The sequence below is a fragment of the Sporosarcina sp. FSL W8-0480 genome, from assembly GCF_037963765.1.
GTDB lineage: Bacteria > Bacillota > Bacilli > Bacillales_A > Planococcaceae > Sporosarcina.
On record NZ_CP150166.1, the window covers coordinates 1,911,013 to 1,930,151 of the forward strand.

The 19,139-nt window shown below is 41.0% G+C and carries 15 protein-coding genes; all 15 read left to right on the top strand.

Features of this window, described 5'->3' with window-relative positions; translation table 11 throughout:
• Positions 1-152: 152 nt before the first annotated feature.
• Positions 153-2,276: a polyribonucleotide nucleotidyltransferase gene (gene pnp, locus NSQ43_RS09955; RefSeq protein WP_339249779.1), complete on the top strand. Its 2,124-nt coding sequence runs from the start codon at positions 153-155 to the stop codon at positions 2,274-2,276.
• Between the two features lie 123 nt (positions 2,277-2,399).
• The gene (locus tag NSQ43_RS09960) at positions 2,400-3,638 is read left to right on the top strand and encodes a pitrilysin family protein (RefSeq protein ID WP_339249781.1); all 1,239 of its coding nucleotides are present in this window, start codon (positions 2,400-2,402) and stop codon (positions 3,636-3,638) included.
• A gap of 40 nt (positions 3,639-3,678) precedes the next feature.
• On the top strand, positions 3,679-3,954 hold the full coding sequence (locus NSQ43_RS09965) for a YlmC/YmxH family sporulation protein (protein ID WP_283731752.1): 276 nt from the start codon (positions 3,679-3,681) through the stop codon (positions 3,952-3,954).
• Positions 3,941-4,720 (top strand): hypothetical protein, encoded by a 780-nt coding sequence (locus NSQ43_RS09970; protein WP_339249787.1) that lies wholly within the window; start codon positions 3,941-3,943, stop codon positions 4,718-4,720. The genes NSQ43_RS09965 and NSQ43_RS09970 overlap by 14 nt, the downstream gene beginning before the upstream one ends.
• A gap of 13 nt (positions 4,721-4,733) precedes the next feature.
• Positions 4,734-5,321 carry a dipicolinate synthase subunit B gene (locus NSQ43_RS09975; protein WP_339249789.1) on the top strand — a complete coding sequence of 196 codons (588 nt, stop codon included), beginning with the start codon at positions 4,734-4,736 and terminating at the stop codon, positions 5,319-5,321.
• Positions 5,322-5,420: 99 nt separating this feature from the next.
• Positions 5,421-6,449, top strand: a complete 1,029-nt coding sequence (locus NSQ43_RS09980; RefSeq protein ID WP_339249790.1) for an aspartate-semialdehyde dehydrogenase — start codon at positions 5,421-5,423, stop codon at positions 6,447-6,449.
• Between the two features lie 60 nt (positions 6,450-6,509).
• On the top strand, positions 6,510-7,400 hold the full coding sequence (dapA, locus tag NSQ43_RS09985; protein WP_339249791.1) for a 4-hydroxy-tetrahydrodipicolinate synthase: 891 nt from the start codon (positions 6,510-6,512) through the stop codon (positions 7,398-7,400).
• Positions 7,401-7,647: 247 nt separating this feature from the next.
• A complete protein-coding gene (locus NSQ43_RS09990) occupies positions 7,648-9,315 on the top strand; it encodes a ribonuclease J (protein WP_339249792.1) in 1,668 nt (555 codons plus the stop codon).
• An 82-nt stretch (positions 9,316-9,397) separates the two neighbouring features.
• Positions 9,398-11,773 carry a DNA translocase FtsK gene (locus NSQ43_RS09995; RefSeq protein WP_339249794.1) on the top strand — a complete coding sequence of 792 codons (2,376 nt, stop codon included), beginning with the start codon at positions 9,398-9,400 and terminating at the stop codon, positions 11,771-11,773.
• A gap of 163 nt (positions 11,774-11,936) precedes the next feature.
• Positions 11,937-12,665, top strand: a complete 729-nt coding sequence (locus NSQ43_RS10000) for a GntR family transcriptional regulator (protein ID WP_339249795.1) — start codon at positions 11,937-11,939, stop codon at positions 12,663-12,665.
• A 173-nt stretch (positions 12,666-12,838) separates the two neighbouring features.
• Complete coding sequence (locus NSQ43_RS10005; RefSeq protein ID WP_339249796.1) at positions 12,839-13,903, top strand: BMP family protein; 1,065 nt, start codon at positions 12,839-12,841, stop codon at positions 13,901-13,903.
• Between the two features lie 263 nt (positions 13,904-14,166).
• Positions 14,167-15,720 carry an ABC transporter ATP-binding protein gene (locus tag NSQ43_RS10010; protein ID WP_339249797.1) on the top strand — a complete coding sequence of 518 codons (1,554 nt, stop codon included), beginning with the start codon at positions 14,167-14,169 and terminating at the stop codon, positions 15,718-15,720.
• The gene (locus tag NSQ43_RS10015; protein ID WP_339249798.1) at positions 15,710-16,756 is read left to right on the top strand and encodes an ABC transporter permease; all 1,047 of its coding nucleotides are present in this window, start codon (positions 15,710-15,712) and stop codon (positions 16,754-16,756) included. The genes NSQ43_RS10010 and NSQ43_RS10015 overlap by 11 nt, the downstream gene beginning before the upstream one ends.
• Position 16,757: 1 nt before the next feature.
• On the top strand, positions 16,758-17,723 hold the full coding sequence (locus NSQ43_RS10020; RefSeq protein WP_339249800.1) for an ABC transporter permease: 966 nt from the start codon (positions 16,758-16,760) through the stop codon (positions 17,721-17,723).
• A gap of 149 nt (positions 17,724-17,872) precedes the next feature.
• Positions 17,873-19,138 carry a pitrilysin family protein gene (locus tag NSQ43_RS10025; RefSeq protein ID WP_339249802.1) on the top strand — a complete coding sequence of 422 codons (1,266 nt, stop codon included), beginning with the start codon at positions 17,873-17,875 and terminating at the stop codon, positions 19,136-19,138.
• Position 19,139 lies beyond the last annotated feature (1 nt).

Sequence of the window (19,139 nt, forward strand, 5' to 3'; positions counted from 1 at the left end):
AGATGTATACGAAAAGCGGGCCTCGCCCGCTTTTTTTTATTGAATCAATATTTAAATGATATTTTTCGCATATGTCCGTCTTTTTTGATACACTACTATTTAATACATACTTCGTATGATGCCCATGCTTTGAATTAGAGAGGAGTACCATAATGACAGAACAGAAAAAAGTTTACACATTTGATTGGGCTGGGAGGCAACTGACCATTGAAACTGGACAGCTTGCAAAACAGGCAAATGGTGCTGTACTTGTAAGATACGGTGAGACATCCGTATTATCGACAGCAACAACATCTAAAACACCAAAAGCGCTTGATTTCTTTCCGCTAACTGTAAACTACGAGGAAAGACTATACGCAGTCGGTAAAATACCTGGTGGCTTCATAAAACGTGAAGGACGCCCGTCTGAGAAAGCGGTTTTGACAAGCCGTCTAATCGACCGCCCGATTCGCCCCTTATTTGCTGACGGCTTCCGTAATGATGTACAAGTCATTTCGCTTGTCATGTCAGTCGATCAGAATTGCTCATCCGAAATGGCAGCAATGTTAGGTTCATCCCTTGCTTTATCCATTTCAGACATCCCGTTTGAAGGACCAATTGCAGGTGTTCAAATCGGACGTATTAACGGTGAATTCATCATCAACCCGACTCCCGAACAACTAAGTGCAAGTGAATTGGATCTTGTAGTAGCCGGGACAAAGGATGCCATCAATATGGTTGAGGCCGGTGCCAAAGAAGTTTCAGAAGATGTTATTCTTGAGGCAATTATGTTCGGTCACGAACAGATTATAAAACTTATTGAATTCCAAGAGATGATTGTAGAGGAAGTCGGTAAGGAAAAAATGGAAATCACTTTGTTTGAACTTGACGAGACATTACTTGCTGAAGTGAAAGACAAATGTGAGACTGATCTTATCAATGCAATCCAAACGGAAGAGAAGCATGCTCGTGAAGATGCGATAAATGCAGTGAAAAACGAAGTGATGGAACATTATACAAGTGAAGAGGCAGACGAAGATACCCTTAAACAAGTGAAAAACATCTTAGATCACCTTGTTAAAGAAGAGGTCAGAAGACTCATTACTGATGAGAAGGTTCGCCCGGATGGCCGTGGTTTGGATGAAATCCGCCCGCTTTCATCCGAAGTCGGTATCTTACAGCGTACACATGGTTCAAGCTTGTTCACACGTGGACAAACTCAAGCACTTAGCGTTTGTACACTTGGCGCACTTGGTGAAGTCCAAATCATCGATGGACTTGGTCTTGAGGAATCGAAACGCTTTATGCACCACTATAACTTCCCGAATTTCAGCGTAGGTGAAACGGGTCCCATCCGTGCACCTGGCCGTCGTGAAATCGGTCATGGAGCATTGGGGGAACGTGCTCTTGAAGCGGTCATTCCGGACGAGAAGGAATTCCCTTACACAATCCGCCTCGTAGCAGAAGTGCTTGAATCTAACGGTTCTTCATCCCAAGCTTCAATTTGTGCGTCAACGATGGCGATGATGGACGCAGGTATCCCGATTAAGGCGCCAGTTGCTGGAATTGCAATGGGACTTGTGAAAAAAGGAGATAACTATTCCATCCTTTCCGATATTCAAGGCATGGAAGACCATTTAGGTGATATGGACTTCAAAGTCGCAGGTACTGAAAAGGGAATTACAGCATTGCAAATGGACATTAAAATCGAAGGGTTATCCCGACAGATTTTAGAGGAATCATTGGTTCAAGCGAAAATTGGCCGTATGAAAATCCTTAACCATATGCTTTCGACAATCTCCACTCCACGTGGCGAACTTTCGAAATATGCACCGAAGATCATTATGATCCGTATCAATCCGGATAAGATTCGCGATGTAATTGGACCAGGTGGAAAAGTGATCAATAAGATCATTGAAGAAACAAATGTTAAGATTGATACCGAACAAGATGGTACAATCTACATTTCTTCTCCTGATTCCGAAATGAATGAAAAGGCGAAAACAATGATTGAGAATATAGTCCGTGAAGCGAAAGTTGGAGAATATTATTTAGGAAAAGTGAAAAGGATTGAGAAATTTGGAGCATTCCTTGAAATTTTCCCAGGTAAAGATGGTCTCCTTCATATCTCGGAAATCCAGGAAGAACGTACGAAGGCTGTTGAAGATGTATTGAAGATGGGTGATGAGCTTTTAGTAAAGGTCATCGAAATTGACAATCAAGGCCGTGTAAACTTGTCCCGAAAGATTGTTCTAAAGGAACAAAAGGAAGCTGCTGAAAAAGAAGGAAAAGAATGATATAACAAGTAAATTTGAGTCATAAAATAGAAAGCCCCTCTTTTACGATAACGTAAAGATGGAGGCTTTTTGTTCATTCTTATATACAAAATACTCGGTGATAATAACGGGGGAATCATTTAAATGAAAAAAACAATTTGTGCAAATGGTGTCAGAATCATTCATGAAAAGATGCCTTATGCTCGTTCGGTTGCAATCGGTATTTGGGTTAAGGCGGGTTCTTTGGATGAAAACCAGGAGGAGTGGGGGCTTTCTCACTTCATTGAACATATGCTTTTCAAAGGGACTATTAGCAGGAGCGCAAAAGCGATTGCAGAGCAATTTGATCGTATCGGAGGAGATATAAATGCCTATACATCGAAAGAGATGACCTGTTTTTATACAACTGTACTTGACTATCATGCAGAGAGAGCGATGGAAATACTTACTGATATGTTCTTCCACTCCGTTTTTGATGAAACTGAAATTCAAAAGGAAAAATCCGTTATTTTGGATGAAATTGCATCTGTAGAAGATACACCAGATGATGATGTCGATGAAAGACTTTGGTCGGTCATGTATCCTGAACATCCAGTCGGAAGATCCATCGGCGGAGTGAAAAATACACTGGACAAATTCAATCGGGAAATGATCGATGATTATATGTCGCGCCTATATACTCCAAATAATATTGTCATTTCAATAGCGGGTAATTATGATGAAAAGTTAATCGCTTTCATTGAGAGGAAGTTTGGGGCATTCCAAGGGAATACAAAGGGAACAAATTCTTTATCAGAAGTGAGCCCCGACTTTAGAAGCGGATTGACGATAAAACGGAAAGAAATTGAACAAGCTCATATATGTATCGGTTATCCCGGTTTGAACTTGAAGGATAAGAGACTACATGATTTAATCCTCCTTGATAGTATCGTTGGTGGTACAATGTCATCACGTTTATTTCAGGAGATCCGAGAAGAGCAAGGACTTGCGTATTCCGTTTTCTCTTACTATTCATCCTATACAATGGTAGGTTCATTCGTAATTTATGGTGGAACGAGCCCCGAACAATTGGAGAATATGGTCGTTACAATGGATAAAATAACTGATCAGATAAGATCTGGTGGTGTGACTGAATTGGAGTTGTCCAATGCAAAGGAACAATTAAAAGCGACTATTTTGCTTGGCCTCGAAAGTACAGAATCGAGGATGCATCGAAATGGAAAAAATGAATTAATCCTTAACGAGCATAAAGGAATAGATGAAATTGAAAGTATAATTGATGGCGTGAAGTTAACTGAAGTAAACAAAATCGCGTACGAAACATTCACGAATAAACGTGCCATTTCCATTATTGCTCCAAAAAGTACAGCTTTGCATTTCTGAATCATATGATGAGGAAGGACTGTAAAAAAGGGGGAAGGATATGCTGCTCTCAGAAATGGCACAAAAAGAGCTTATACAAGTTGAGGAAGGAATCCGTTATGGATTTCTTGCAGATACCGATTTAATTTTCAATCGGAAAACGGGTGAAATCATTGGATTTGAAGTGAAGAAGAAATTCGGTCGCTTCCCATTTCGAAATCGGGAACAGGAATCATCGGAATTTATTCCTTGGAGTGAAATTGTATTGATAGGCGAACACCGTATCCTTTTTGGAAAAACACATAGTATGGGGGATTTCGACATTGACGACAATTGACGGGAAATGGCTATTCATCGGAACGGATAAGCGATTATCGGAATGTTGTAGAATTATGAAGGAATCGGGTGCTGAAACATATCATTACAATGGAAATTCGTATACAGATGAGCTATCCACTGTGCTTGAGGAGTTTGCTCCTACACATATTGTCTTTCCGGTTCTTCAAATGGAAGGCACCATTCCCGTTGGAAAAATCAAAGAAGGTACCATTCTTTATCCTGGAGTGGCTACTCAGGATTGGATAAATCATTTCGTTGAAGCGGGGATTACTGTAAAGTCCTATCAAAAGGAAGTTGAATACGTTTGGGAGAATGCAAGGTTAACGGCGGAAGGATTTTTAATAGAGTACTATTCCTCAACAAAACGCCGTATATCTGGTGAACATTTTTATATTGCTGGTTTTGGAAAGGTGGCTAAAATGACGGCCGAGGTTCTCTCTTCACTTGGGGCTTCGGTTACCATTTTGGCTCGTTCTCATGATCAATTAGGTGAAGCATCTGCAGTTGGATATAAGACAATCCCGTTAACAACGGGTGATGTTAATTTGCATGGAAACTTCATTAACACAATCCCGGCAAAATGGATGCGTACTGGCGAAAATGCTGAAATTCGAATTTTTGACTTGGCTTCAGCGCCGGGCTGCCTAAAGGACAATGACCCTGTTGAATACTATACAATACACCTCGGATTACCCGGTAAGCATTTTCCGGTTGATGCGGCAAAAGCACTTGCTGATGCATTGCTGAGGATGAATAGTAGATGAAAGGGGAAAATAGATGCTACAAGGTAAAAGGATAGGCCTTGGTATAACGGCATCACATTGCACGTATGACCAAATACTTCCTGTGATAAGTGAGTTGCAAGAAAATGGTGCGACTGTAGTACCGGTAATTACCCATTCAGTACTAACGGCAGCAACAAGATTCGGAACAGGTGAAGAATGGATAAAAAGAATTGAGGAAGCAACTGGCGAAAAAGTTATTTCGACTATTGTAGGTGCTGAACCATTTGGCCCCACTTCTCCGGTAGATATTATGATTATCGCTCCGATGACTGGAAATTCAATTAGTAAATTTGCAAATGCAGCAACGGATTCACCAGTTTTAATGGCGGCAAAGGCTACTTTGCGTAATGGTAGTCCAGTATTACTTGGTATTTCCACGAATGACGCTTTAGGTTTAAACGGACAAAACGTTATGAAGCTCCTGAATATGAAAAATGTCTTTTTCATCCCATTCGGCCAGGATGATCCATACAAAAAACCAAACTCCCTTATCTCCGACTTCACAAAAATGGTACCAGCAGCGGCCGCAGCACTTGAATATAAACAACTTCAACCCCTCTTGATCATTCATGAAAAATAATCCAAAGCAGATTATTAATGTATATGATATAATCTCTCCAATGAACTCTTGTATATTTATTCAGGAGTACTTACTACTTGTAATGAAAGGGAGACAGCAATGAAAAATGAAAATCTAAATGTGGCAATTGTCGGAGCAACTGGAGCGGTCGGTTCGAAAATACTTGAAAAGCTTGTAGAACGCAAGTTTCCGGCAAAAACCATTAAAATGCTTGCCTCAAAACGTTCTGCGGGAACAGAGATTTCTGTTGGTGGGCAAACATACATCGTAGAAGAAACTGTCCCCGAATCATTTGAGGGCATTGATATCGCCTTCTTTAGCGCCGGGGGTTCCATTTCCCAGAAGTTTGCACACGAAGCCGTTAAAAGAGGGGCTGTAGTCATAGATAACACAAGTGCATTTAGGATGGATGAAGGTGTGCCGTTAGTTGTTCCAGAAGTAAATTCATCTGCATTAAAAGATCATAATGGAATCATCGCGAATCCAAATTGTTCAACAATCCAAATGGTGGCGGCACTTCAACCAGTGAAGGAAAAGTTAGGAATCAGCCGGATCATCGTTTCGACATACCAGGCCGTATCTGGTGCAGGATCTGAAGCGATTGATGAGTTGGAGGAACAGAGTAAGCAATTCGCTAACCGGTCAAGTATCACAGCCGAAATACTTCCTTCGGCTTCCGCTGACCGTCATTTCCCAATTGCTTTCAATGCGATTCCTCAAATCGATCTTTTCGATGATTCGGGCTATACATTGGAAGAACTAAAAATGATGAATGAAACTAAAAAGATTTTTGGGGACCAAAAATTAGCTGTTTCTGCAACTTGTGTCCGTCTACCTGTTGTTACTGGACATTCCGAGTCTGTTTATATCGAAACGGAAACGAGTGCAACTGTTGAAGATATTCGCTCAGCAATTGAGAGCGCATCAGGTGTCGTCTTGCAAGATGACCCATCTAACCAACTTTATCCGATGCCTTTATATTCAGAAGGTAAAGATGAGGTGTTTGTTGGCAGAATTCGAAAAGACCCAAATCATCCAAATGGATTCCATCTCTGGATTGTTGCGGACAACTTGCTAAAAGGAGCAGCTTTGAATTCAATTCAGATTGCTGAAGAGCTGATTAAGTAAAGTTATATTAGGTTTAAAGAGAATTGCATCAAGAGTAAGCTACGAAAAGGAATGATCAGTATGGATCTTGGATATATAGGAACGGCAATGGTCACACCTTTTTCCGAATCAGGATACATTGATTATGACTTGACGGAGACGTTAATTGAACATCTTATAGCAACTGGGACGGATTCCTTGATTGTATGTGGTACAACAGGGGAGTCGCCCACTCTTAATCATGAGGAAAAATCGAATCTATTTAAATACGCAATCGAAATCGTAAACAAGAGAATACCTGTTATTGCAGGTACAGGAACATTCAATACTGCGGAAACCGTCAAGCTGACGAGGCAGGCTGAAAGACTTGGGGCGGACGGCATCATGCTTGTGACCCCTTATTACAACAAGCCTGATCAAAAGGGGATTGTTGCCCACTTTTCACATATTGCAAATGAAACGAATCTTCCCATCATGCTTTATAATATCCCCGGAAGGTCGGCAGTCAATATGCAGGCGGAAACTGTCATCGAATTATCAAAGATCAAGAACATCCGAGCTGTAAAAGAAGCAAGCGGAAGCCTTGATCAGATTTCAAACATCATTTCCGGCACCGATAAGGGATTCAAGGTGTACAGCGGAGATGATGCCCTTACATTACCCGTCTTATCGGTCGGTGGTGATGGAGTCATTTCGGTTGCATCTCATATTGTCGGTTCGGAAATGCAACAGATGATGAATGCATTCAAGTTAGGTGACACGAATAAGGCAGCGGAAATGCACCGTATGCTTCTTCCGTTATTCCATGCAATCTTCTCCGCTCCAAATCCAGTCCCTATTAAATATGCTCTAAAGAAAATTGGGATTAATACTGGAGGAGTAAGAATGCCGTTAACAGAATTCGGTCGTGAGTCCGTAACATTTGACGCCATTTGGAATGAATTTAAAAATAGCCAACAAATTTCCCCATAAACTAAAGCCGGTTGCACAATACCGGCTTTTTTTGTTTGTGTAGTAGGGGCGTTCTCACGTATAATGAAACGTAGTCGTTGTGGACGGGTAAGCAACAAATATGTTAGGTTTGATGGATACTGGTTATTCGGGATTTACGAGTGCACATGTTAATTGAATGTAAAAAACACTAATCCCTTAAAAGCATACATAGACGGACGATTATCCAATATCAGTCTTTTTACAAACATGTATAGGAGGAAATAAATTGACAAAGGTAAAAAATGAAGTGATAAAAGTAATCCCTCTTGGAGGAGTTGGGGAGATTGGAAAAGCGATGTATGTCGTTGAAATTGACGACGAGCTTTTCATAGTGGATTCAGGGCTAATGTTCCCGGAAGGTGAGATGCTTGGGATTGATATCGTAATTCCTGATTTGACATATATAGAGGAAAATAAGGAGAGGGTTAAAGGGATTTTCCTGACGCACGGTCATGAAGATGCTATCGGGTCCATCGCCTACCTTCTGCAAAAAGTGCAAGCACCTGTCTATGGTTCGAAACTGACTCTTGCACTTGCGAAAGAACATTTGAAGGATATGCCGGCACCTGCTGGTGTTAAGTTTTTTGAAGTTACAAATAAAAGCCGTATGAATTTTAAACGGACATACGTAACATTTTTCCATACAACTCATAGTATTCCTGATTCACTTGGCATCGTCTTCCACACGAGTGAAGGAGCAATCGTTCATACAGGAGAATTCAAGTTCGATCAGTCGGCAAAAGGTAAATACCGTCCGGATATCTCAAAAATGGCTGCACTTGGAGAAGAAGGGGTGTTCATTCTAATGTCTGATTCCAATGAGGCGGAACGCCCTGGATATACGACATCTGAGTTGGTTATTGAAGAACAGCTTTCCACGACTTTTCATGGAGCAGAGGGACGCATCCTTGTTGCACTTTACGCATCGAATTTCATAAGGATTCAGCAAGTTTTCGATAAAGCCTTGGAAACTGGCAAAAAAGTAGCGGTTGTCGGTAAAAGTCTTGAAAGCTATTTCGAAGTAGGAATGCGCTTGGGCTATTTGCAAATAGAAGAAGATATGGTCATCTCCGTGAAAGACATCGGAAAATACTCTGATGATCAAATCGTCATCATCGTTACTGGAAATAAAGGCGAGCCACTTGATGCGCTTGAAAAAATTGTGAGAAAATACCATAAAGACATTAAGATAAAAGAGACTGATACTGTCCTAATCACGTTTACTCCGTCTCCTGGCATGGAAGTTTCCATGTTCAAGATGGCCAATGAACTGTCTAAGGCAGGGGCAAATGTTCTTACTTCATCACGCAACGTTCACGTCTCGGGGCATGGAAGCCAAGAAGATTTGAAATTCATGTTGAATCTGATGCAACCTAAATATTTCATCCCAATTCAGGGTGAATACAAGATGCTAATTGCACACTCTAAGCTTGCCCAACAGGTCGGTCTACAGAAATCCCAGATTTTCATTGCGGACAAGGGTGACATTGTCGAATATAAAAATGACAAAATGAGAATGAGTGGTCGGGTGCAGGCAGGGAACATCCTTATCGATGGTATCGGGGTAGGAGATGTCGGGAATATCGTCTTAAGAGACAGAAAGCTATTGTCGCAAGATGGAATATTTACTGTGGTCATCACACTAAGTCGCAGACAGAAAAAAATTGCTGCAGGTCCTGAAATTGTGTCTCGTGGGTTTGTCTATGTACGTGAGTCAGAAGAGCTGTTAGAGGAGTCCAAAAAACTTGTCCATAAGATTGTCGAAAAATATGTGAATAAAGATACATTCGAATGGACAAACATAAAGCAAGAGATCCGTGATACGTTGAGTTCGTATTTGTTCCAACAAACAAAAAGAAGACCAATGATCATTCCAATCATCATGGAATACTAATTCAACACTAACAACAATTACAACTGAGGATTTCCATGCCGACCGGACGGCGGGAAATCCTTTTTGTGAAAGGAGGAGGAACATGTCCAAAAAATCGAAGAAAAGAAAAAAGGCAAGTGCTTCACGGAAAAAGAAAGATGGCATTAATCCATTAGTGTATGAAGTTTCAGGTTTAACAATGATCGGTTTCGCCATTATTATTATTTTCGAGTTTGGAATAGTAGGAAGAGGTCTGTCCTCGTTTGCGAGACTGCTATTTGGTAATTGGCATGGAGCTGTCCCATTTTTATTGATTGTCCAAGCGCTTCTTTTCATGATCAATCGTAAAACAGTAGCGTGGAAAAATCGTATTGTTGGGGGTAGTCTATTCGTCCTTGCAAGTTTATTACTCTTTAGCCATATCCACTTATTTAAAGAATTGTATGAAAGTAAAGTACTCATGACCAATTCGGCTTTGAAAGAGACATGGAAAGTCCTTGTAACTAACGGAGGAGTAACTTCCAGAAGTGGTGCGCTTGGAGGAGGCATAGTTGGTGCTATCCTATTTGCTCTATTCCATACATTATTTGATTCCTCTGGTGCGACTGTTGCTGGGGTACTTCTTTTGTTGGTCGGTATCATTCTATTAACAGGAAAAGCATTCGTTCCGTATATTTTAGAGATGTATCCGAAAATAGCAACATCTTTTAAAGCGAAATTCGAAAGAAACGAAAAGAGCAGGAAGAACGAAAAGAAACCAAAAGAAAAACAGGATTCACCTTTACCATCAAGAATGTCCCGATCCAAAAAAGGGAAACAACTTGATAGTGAAAACGAGCAAGAGTTTACACCTCACGTGGATGAGAATGTAGAAATTATCTCTAAACCGATTATTTCTAACTTCATGGAAAATGTAAATAAGTCGACCCACGATGAACAAGCCGCTGTATCAGAGTTGGAAAGACCAGTAGAGCAGAAAAGGGAAGAAACGAACAGCCCTGAACAAAATCAGATGGACACGTATTCTGGGGTTGCAGGTGAGGAGGAGAATGTTTCATATATACTTCCGTCGCCTTCATTACTACGCCAGACTCCTTCAAATGACCAATCTGCAGAGTTTGTTTCCATCCAAGCCAATGCCGAAAAGCTTGAGAAGACGTTTTTAAGTTTCGGTGTGAAAGCTACGGTTGAACAAGTACATTTAGGTCCTGCTGTAACAAAGTATGAAGTGCTCCCTGACACGGGTGTGAAAGTTAGTAGAATCGTTAGTCTTGCGGATGATATTGCACTTGCCCTCGCAGCAAGTGACATTCGAATCGAGGCACCAATTCCTGGGAAATCTGCTGTCGGGATTGAAGTGCCGAATAGTTCTGTCGCTATTGTGAGTCTGCGGGAAGTTATTGAAGCAAAAGAAAATAATCGCCCCGATTCTAAATTGATGATTGCGCTTGGTCGAGATGTGACTGGACAAGCAATGATGGCTGAGCTGAATAAAATGCCACACGTTCTTGTAGCAGGATCGACGGGCAGCGGGAAAAGTGTATGCATCAACGGCATTATTATTAGTATTTTAATGCGTGCCAAGCCCCACGAAGTTAAAATGATGATGATTGACCCTAAAATGGTTGAATTGAATGTGTACAATGGAGTTCCCCATTTGTTAGCGCCGGTTGTAACCGATCCCCGGAAAGCTTCCCAGGCTCTAAAGAAGGTTGTATCTGAAATGGAACGCCGATATGAATTGTTCTCTCATACAGGAACTCGGAATATTGAAGGGTACAACGAACATATCGAGCAATGGAATGTAGAAAACGATGAAAAACATCCGAAAATGCCTTATATCGTAGTGATTGTTGATGAGCTTGCAGATTTAATGATGGTTGCTTCGAGTGATGTCGAAGATTCTATTACTCGTCTTGCCCAAATGGCAAGGGCTGCTGGTATCCATTTAATCATTGCGACTCAACGTCCAAGTGTAGATGTCATTACAGGGATTATTAAGGCAAACATTCCTTCACGAATCGCATTTGCTGTTTCATCTGCTGTAGACTCAAGAACAATTTTAGACGGCTCTGGAGCAGAGAAGCTTTTGGGTAGGGGTGATATGTTATTCCTGCCTGCTGGTGCATCGAAACCAGTTAGAATTCAAGGAGCCTTCGTTTCCGATCAGGAAGTGCAAAGTATTGTCGACTTCGTCATAGAACAACAAAAGGCTCAATATCAAGAAGAAATGATACCTACAGATATCGAGGAAGTACAACCACATGAAGAAACGGATGAGTTGTATGATGAAGCTGTACAATTGGTCATAGAGATGCAGACTGCCTCAGTATCTATGTTGCAACGACGTTTCCGAATTGGATATTCAAGGGCGGCCCGGATTGTCGATCAAATGGAAATGCGTGGAGTCGTAGGTCCTCCGGAGGGCAGTAAGCCGAGACAAGTCCTTGTTTCTCGAACGGAAGTCGATATTCATTAACAAAATTTATGACTATCGAAGCAAGATTGTAACAACTTACTATCTAAAAATCTTGTTTTTATAAAATCTACTGTTTATTTTGTAGGATGAAGATGATATAGTATGAATGGTTAGGAAAGATGTTACACGTCTGAGGTCTAACCTCACTAAGGGGAGATTGAACATGTTGGTTAAGACGGATCAAAGGCATTTATACGTGCAAGTAATTGAACGTTTAAAGGATGATATTGAATCCGGAGTATTCAAAGAAAATGAGAAATTCCCCTCGGAATTTGAGCTTGCGAGGAACTTAGGCGTCAGTAGGGCGACACTAAGGGAAGCCTTGCGTGTTCTTGAAGAAGAAAAAGTGATTATTCGCAAACATGGAGTAGGCACTTTCGTGAATCCGCGCCCAATATTCTCATCAGGTATCGAACAACTATCAAGCGTTTCGTCAATGATTCGAGATGCTGGGATGGAACCAGGTACTATATTTATGGAGGTTCAAGAGAGTTTTCCTACTGATGAATTGAAGGCGAAATTTGATTGCGAAACGGAAGATGGTCTTGTTACAATTAAAAGGGTTAGAACGGCTGATGGAGATCCAGTTGTATATTGTATCGATCACGTACTTTCCAAGAATTTAAATGCTGGGGCAGAGGACTTATTGAAAGAATCAATTTTTGATTCGCTCGAAAAATCGGGTAAGATTAAAATTGCCCAAGCTATAGCGAATATTGAACCACTTGGGTACGATGATGAAGCCTCCTCAATTTTAAGATGTGGAGTGGATATTCCTTTGCTTGTTTTAATTCAGTATCACTACAGCGAAGAAGGCGAAATGGTCCTTTACTCTAAGAATTATTTTAGGGCCGATAAGTTCAGCTTTCATGTAGTTAGAAAAAGGGTATAAGGTCGATTGGAAAGCTGATAAGTAGGCACTTACTCAATTGCAGGCGGAGATACTGAGTGAAGTCATCCCTGTCAAGTTGTCTGTAAGCGCTTGCCAGTATCCCAAGAGTCCTTTAATAGACGTTCATACGTCAAATTTATATACCAAAATAAAACATAGGGAGGTCCAAATCAGTGAGCAAACGTAAATACGGACTTGCATTATCATTGGTTCTTGCAGCAGGTACATTACTTGGTGCATGTGGTACGGACAAAGACAAAAAAGATTCTACATCATCAAAAGGTGGAAATGAATCAAACTTTTCAGTAGCGATGGTTACGGATGTCGGTGGTGTTGACGATAAATCCTTCAACCAATCAGCTTGGGAAGGGATTCAAAAGTTTGGTAAGGACAACGGTTTGGCTGAAGGAGATGGCGGTTACACATATCTTCAATCAAAAGGTGAAGCAGACTATACAACAAACTTAAATGCACTCGTTCGTCGTGATTTTAACCTCGTATTTGGCGTAGGTTTCATGATGGAAGAAGCAATCGGCACGATTGCAAGCCAACAAACAGATAAGCAATTTGCAATCATTGACGGTGTTGTTGATGAACCGAACGTAGCAAGCATTCTGTTCAAAGAGCAAGAAGGGGCATTCCTTGCAGGTGTCGCTGCAGCATTAATGACAAAAACTGATAAAATCGGATTTGTCGGCGGTGTGGATATCCCTGTTATTAACCGTTTTGAAGCTGGATTTGTTGAAGGTGTTGCAGCAGTAAATCCTAACATTAAAGTTGACGTGAAATACACTGGATTCTTTGACAAAGCTGAACTTGGTAAAGCTGAAGCGGCTCGTATGTATTCTTCAGGCGTAGACATTATCTTCCACGCAGCTGGTGGAACAGGTAACGGTGTTTTCTCTGAAGCGAAGGAACGTAAACAAGCTGATAAAAATGCAAATGTATGGGTGATCGGTGTTGACTCTGACCAATACGACGAAGGTCAAGTTGGATCTGACAACGTTACATTGACGTCTATGCTGAAGCGTGTTGACGTGGCGGTACAAGACATCTCCGCACTTGCTAAGGAAGGTAAATTCCCAGGCGGAGAAACAAAAGTTTACGGTCTTCATGACGATGGCATAAAACTTGCAGATTCTCGTGGTGCGATTCCTGAAGATGTTCTGAAACAAATTGACGAATATGCTCAAAAAATCGCTGATGGTGAAATCGTAGTATCTGAATCCCTAAAATAATTGATAATCAGCAATAAGGGCCGGTTTAATCCGGCCTTTGTTGTGGATAAGGATATTGTGGGATTCATCCATTTAATTGGGGAACGAAAGTTTGTAGTAAATTAATAGACTAAAAGGTTCTTTATCAATATAACTTAGCTTATGATTAAATCATAAGCCTTTTATATTAGGGCATTCCGCTTAAGGAATGAAAGAGAATCTTTTATTGTATTAATTTTTTCCTATAGATTAACGTTATATCATTATACAAGGAAGTGAAACCATTGGAATATGTCATTGAGATGTTGAACATTACAAAGAAATTTGGTGAATTCCGGGCGAATGACAACATCACCCTACAATTGGGAAAAGGAGAAATCCATGCGTTATTAGGTGAAAACGGCGCCGGGAAATCTACATTGATGAACGTATTATTCGGGTTATATCAACCTGAAGATGGAGAAATACGTGTCAATGGAAAAAGGGTCAATATCTCGAATCCAAACGTAGCAAATGATTTGGGAATTGGTATGGTTCATCAACATTTCATGCTTGTAGAAAATCTGACTGTTACAGAAAATATTATTCTTGGCAGTGAGCCGAAAAAAATGGGTGTTGTCAACATCAAGGACGCTGCAAAAAAAGTCGCGGAAATCTCTAAACTTTACGGTTTGAATGTAGATCCATTTGCGAAAATTGAAGACATTTCTGTTGGGATGCAGCAACGGGTGGAAATTTTAAAAACACTATATCGCGGTGCTAACATTCTCATATTTGACGAACCGACGGCTTCACTAACCCCACAAGAAATTCAAGAATTGATTGCTATCATGAAGAAGTTGATAACTGAAGGCAAGTCAATCATATTAATCACTCATAAGTTACAAGAGATTATGGATGTATCTGACCGCGTCACGGTCATCCGAAAGGGTCAGGGAATCGGGACAGTTGTCACTTCTGAAACGAACCCAGAAGAATTGGCAACATTGATGGTCGGTAGACAAGTTACCTTTAAAACTGAAAAAGGTCCTGCAAACCCCACTGATGAAGTATTGTCCATACAGAATCTTGTTGTTACAGATAACCGGGGGATTGAAAGAGTAAAAGGTTTGAATCTATCAATTCGAAAAGGTGAAATTGTCGGACTTGCCGGTATTGATGGGAATGGCCAAACCGAGTTGATTGAAGCTATTGCTGGCCTAAGAAAAGTGAAAAGCGGTAAAATCACGATTAATTCTAAAGATATTACTGGCAAAACTCCAAGAGAAATAACGCAATCTGGCCTTGGACATATCCCTCAAGACAGACATAAGCATGGTCTTGTACTGAATTTCTCGGTCGGCTATAATGCCGCATTGCAAGAATATTACCATGAGCCATATTCGAAAAATGGAATCATGAACTATAAGGAAATCTCATTAAAAGCTAATAAAATCATAGAAGAATATGACGTTCGTACTCAAGGAGAGTGGGAACTTTCCCGCGCATTATCTGGAGGAAACCAACAAAAACTGATTATCGGCCGTGAAGTATCCAGGGATCCAGATTTGCTCATTGCGGCATTACCTACAAGAGGACTCGATGTAGGTGCGATTGAGTTTATTCACAAACGTCTAATTGAACAGCGTGATAATGGGAAGGCAGTTTTCCTAATATCATTCGAGTTAGATGAAGTTATGAATGTTTCAGATCGTATTGCGGTTATCCACGATGGACAAATAGTAGACACTGTAATTCCAGCTGAAACAAATGAACAGGAATTAGGTCTATTGATGGCAGGGCATGCCATCAAAGGTAAAGACGCATTGAAAGAAGGTGTGGATCGAGATGTCAAATAGAGTTATTAGTCTTTTAGTTCCGGTCATTTCGATCATACTTGGTTTACTTGTCGGAGCAATTGTTATGCTTTTCAGTGGCTATGATCCGGTTAACGGATATATAGCACTTTGGAATGGGATTTTTGGAGATAGCTATGCTATTGGCGAAACGATACGGCAAATCAGCCCTTATATACTTGCGGGACTTGCTGTAGCATTCGCATTCCGTACGGGACTATTCAATATTGGTGTTGAAGGACAGTTAATGGTAGGTTGGTTTACTGCTGTGTATGTCGGGGCGGCATTTGAACTTCCTATGATCATCCATTTACCAATTACTCTGTTAGCGGCTGCAGCAGCAGGTGCCCTTTGGGGATTTGTCCCTGGACTTTTGAAGGCAACGCTTCGAGTGCATGAAGTTATTGTAACAATCATGATGAACTATGTTGCCCTTCATGTTGTGAATGCATTGATCAAAACAGTTTCAGGCGGAAACTATAAAACAGAAAAAATTCAACCGACAGCATCATTGCGGTCAGATTTCCTTTCGAATTTAACAGATTACTCAACGCTTCACTATGGTATTTTTGTTGCCTTGGCGATGGTTGTCGTAATGTGGTTCATCTTGGAAAAAACAAAAACTGGTTTCGAGTTAAAATCAGTCGGTTTCAACGAAAATGCTTCCCAGTATGCAGGGATGAATGTTAAAAAGAACATTATCCTTTCCATGGTCATCTCCGGTGCGTTTGCCGGGCTTGCTGGCGCAATGGAAGGTCTTGGAACCTTCGGCAGCATGACAAGCCAAGGTGGTTTCACGGGTATTGGATTTGACGGAATTGCGGTTGCACTACTTGGTGCAAACACTCCGCTTGGTGTAATTTTCGGTGCTTCTTTATTCGGTTCACTCAAGTATGGTGCGAATAATATGCCGAATGCCGCAAATATCCCGCTTGAGATTGTTTCAATCGTCGTTGCACTTATCATTTTCTTTGTTGCTTCAGGATATATCATCCGTGTTGGACTGCAACGTCTGAATAAGAAAAAGGAGGCGAAATGACATGAGCTTTTTAGAAGTTCTCTATTTTATCATCCCGACTTCAATCGCTTATGCCGCCCCTCTAATCCTTACAGCAATAGGTGGCGTTTTCTCCGAACGCTCCGGTGTTGTCAATATTGGACTTGAAGGCCTTATGGTAATGGGTGCGTTTGTAGGTATTGTTTTCAATTTAGCTTTTGTTAACGTATTTGGCGGGTGGACACCGTGGATTGCACTTCTTGCCGCGATGCTCGTTGCTGCAATCTTCTCTATCATGCACGCTGTCGCTTCCGTTTCCTTCCGGGCTGATCAGGTAGTTTCTGGGGTAGCGATCAATATGTTAGGGATTGCAATTGCGTTGTTCTCTGTAAAATTGATGTTCGGTAAAGGACAGACTGATTTCATTCAGCAAAAAATTCCGCGTATCAATGTTCCGATCTTACAGGACATCCCGATCATCGGGCCGATGTTCTTCAAATCACTTTATGGTACTTCCGTTTTGGCAATCGCTATCGCTTTCATCGCGTGGTTCGTCATCTACAAAACACCATTCGGCCTACGGCTTCGCTCAGTAGGGGAACATCCGATGGCCGCTGATACGATGGGGATCAATGTCTCGAAAATCCGTTATACTGCGGTAATCATTTCTGGTGGTCTTGCAGGTATCGGCGGGGCAATTTACTCTCAAACGATGACAGGTGATTTTGGTCACGCAACGATTAACGGCCAAGGTTTCATGGCATTGGCTGCGATGATTTTTGGTAAATGGCATCCGATTGGGGCACTTGGAGCTGCCTTATTCTTCGGTTTTGCTCAAACTCTTGCAATCAGTGCCGGATCAATTGATATCGATTTCATTCAAAAAATACCAGCTGTTTACTTCCACATTCTACCGTACGTCTTGACCATCTTGGCGCTCGCTGGATTTATCGGAAAAGCGAACGCACCAAAGGCGAATGGTGTACCTTATATTAAGGGAAGCAGATAAAAATAATTTGCCGCCTGGACTCCACTATGGAATCCGGGCGTTTTTTTATGCAAAGATTAATAATAAAGCGTATATTTTGCTCTAAGATCGTTGTGGAATGTATAGTGTAGAAAGGTATTCGTATAATAAAGGAAAAACGAGGTGTTCAAATGTTTAAGAAAGTTGTGCTGCAAAAGGGCGTCAACCTCTATATTCGACAAACAGAACAATTCAAGACAATTACAATGTCTATAAAATGGATTTCGGAATTAGATGCAAAGCAAGCCGCGCATCGTGCTGTATTATCGAATGTACTACAGGATTCAAATGCCGAATATAGAGAACAAAGTGAATTGAGAAAGGCATTGGATGAACTTTATGGCACCGTTCTTTACCTGGATGCATCTAAACGTGACAACACACATATTATCTCGCTTAATATGGAATGTGTGAACGATGAGTACCTGTCTACAGACGGTGTTTTTAATGATGCTTTAAAGATGATACAAACTGTTATTTTCAAACCGAATTTTAAAGATGGTACATTTGACGAATCTGTTTTGCGTCGTGAAAAACGAACTGTGATTGAACGTATCCGATCAATCTATGATGATAAAGCAAGATATGCCCATAAGCGAATGTTCGATTTAATGCGTCCGAATAGCCCGGCTTCTATTTCAGCTAACGGAACCGAAGAAGATGTAGAAAGTATTACTGGTGCAACTCTTCTCGATACATATGAGAATATGTTGAAAAATGATGCGGTTGACATTTATATTGTCGGGGATGTCAAAGAGGAAGAAATAGTTGAAAAATTTAAAGAGATGTTTAACTTTCAAGAGAGGGAGTTTGTCCGTAAGCCTTCCGAACTTGACGTGTATGATGTGAAAGACGTCAAAACGACCTTTGAGAAACAGGATATGAAGCAAGGGAAATTGCAAGTTGGATATAGCACACCCGTATCCTTTTATCATCCAGACTATCCTAAAATGCAAGTTACAAATGGGGTTTTCGGCGGATTTGCACATAGTAAATTATTCATGAATGTCCGTGAAAAAGAGAGCATGGCGTACACTGTAAATAGTGCCTACGCTGCGTATTATGGCGTAGTATATGTAATGGCTGGAATTGATGCAGAGCTTGAGGAGAAGGCGGTAAAATTAATTGGTGAACAACTTGATGCTTTAAAGAACGGTGATGTTACAAATACGGAACTTGAGCAAACCGTTGCGTTATTATCGAACAGTATTCGAAGTGCGTTTGACTCTGCACGAGGGCAAATCGAAATTTACGATCAATATAAATACTTTGACGCGGATTTCTCCGCTGATAAATGGATTGCACAGTGGAAGGCGGTAACCATTGAAGACATCAAACAGATGGCCTCACAGATTAAATTGGAGCTCATCTACTTGTTATCGGGAAGGGAGGCATAAT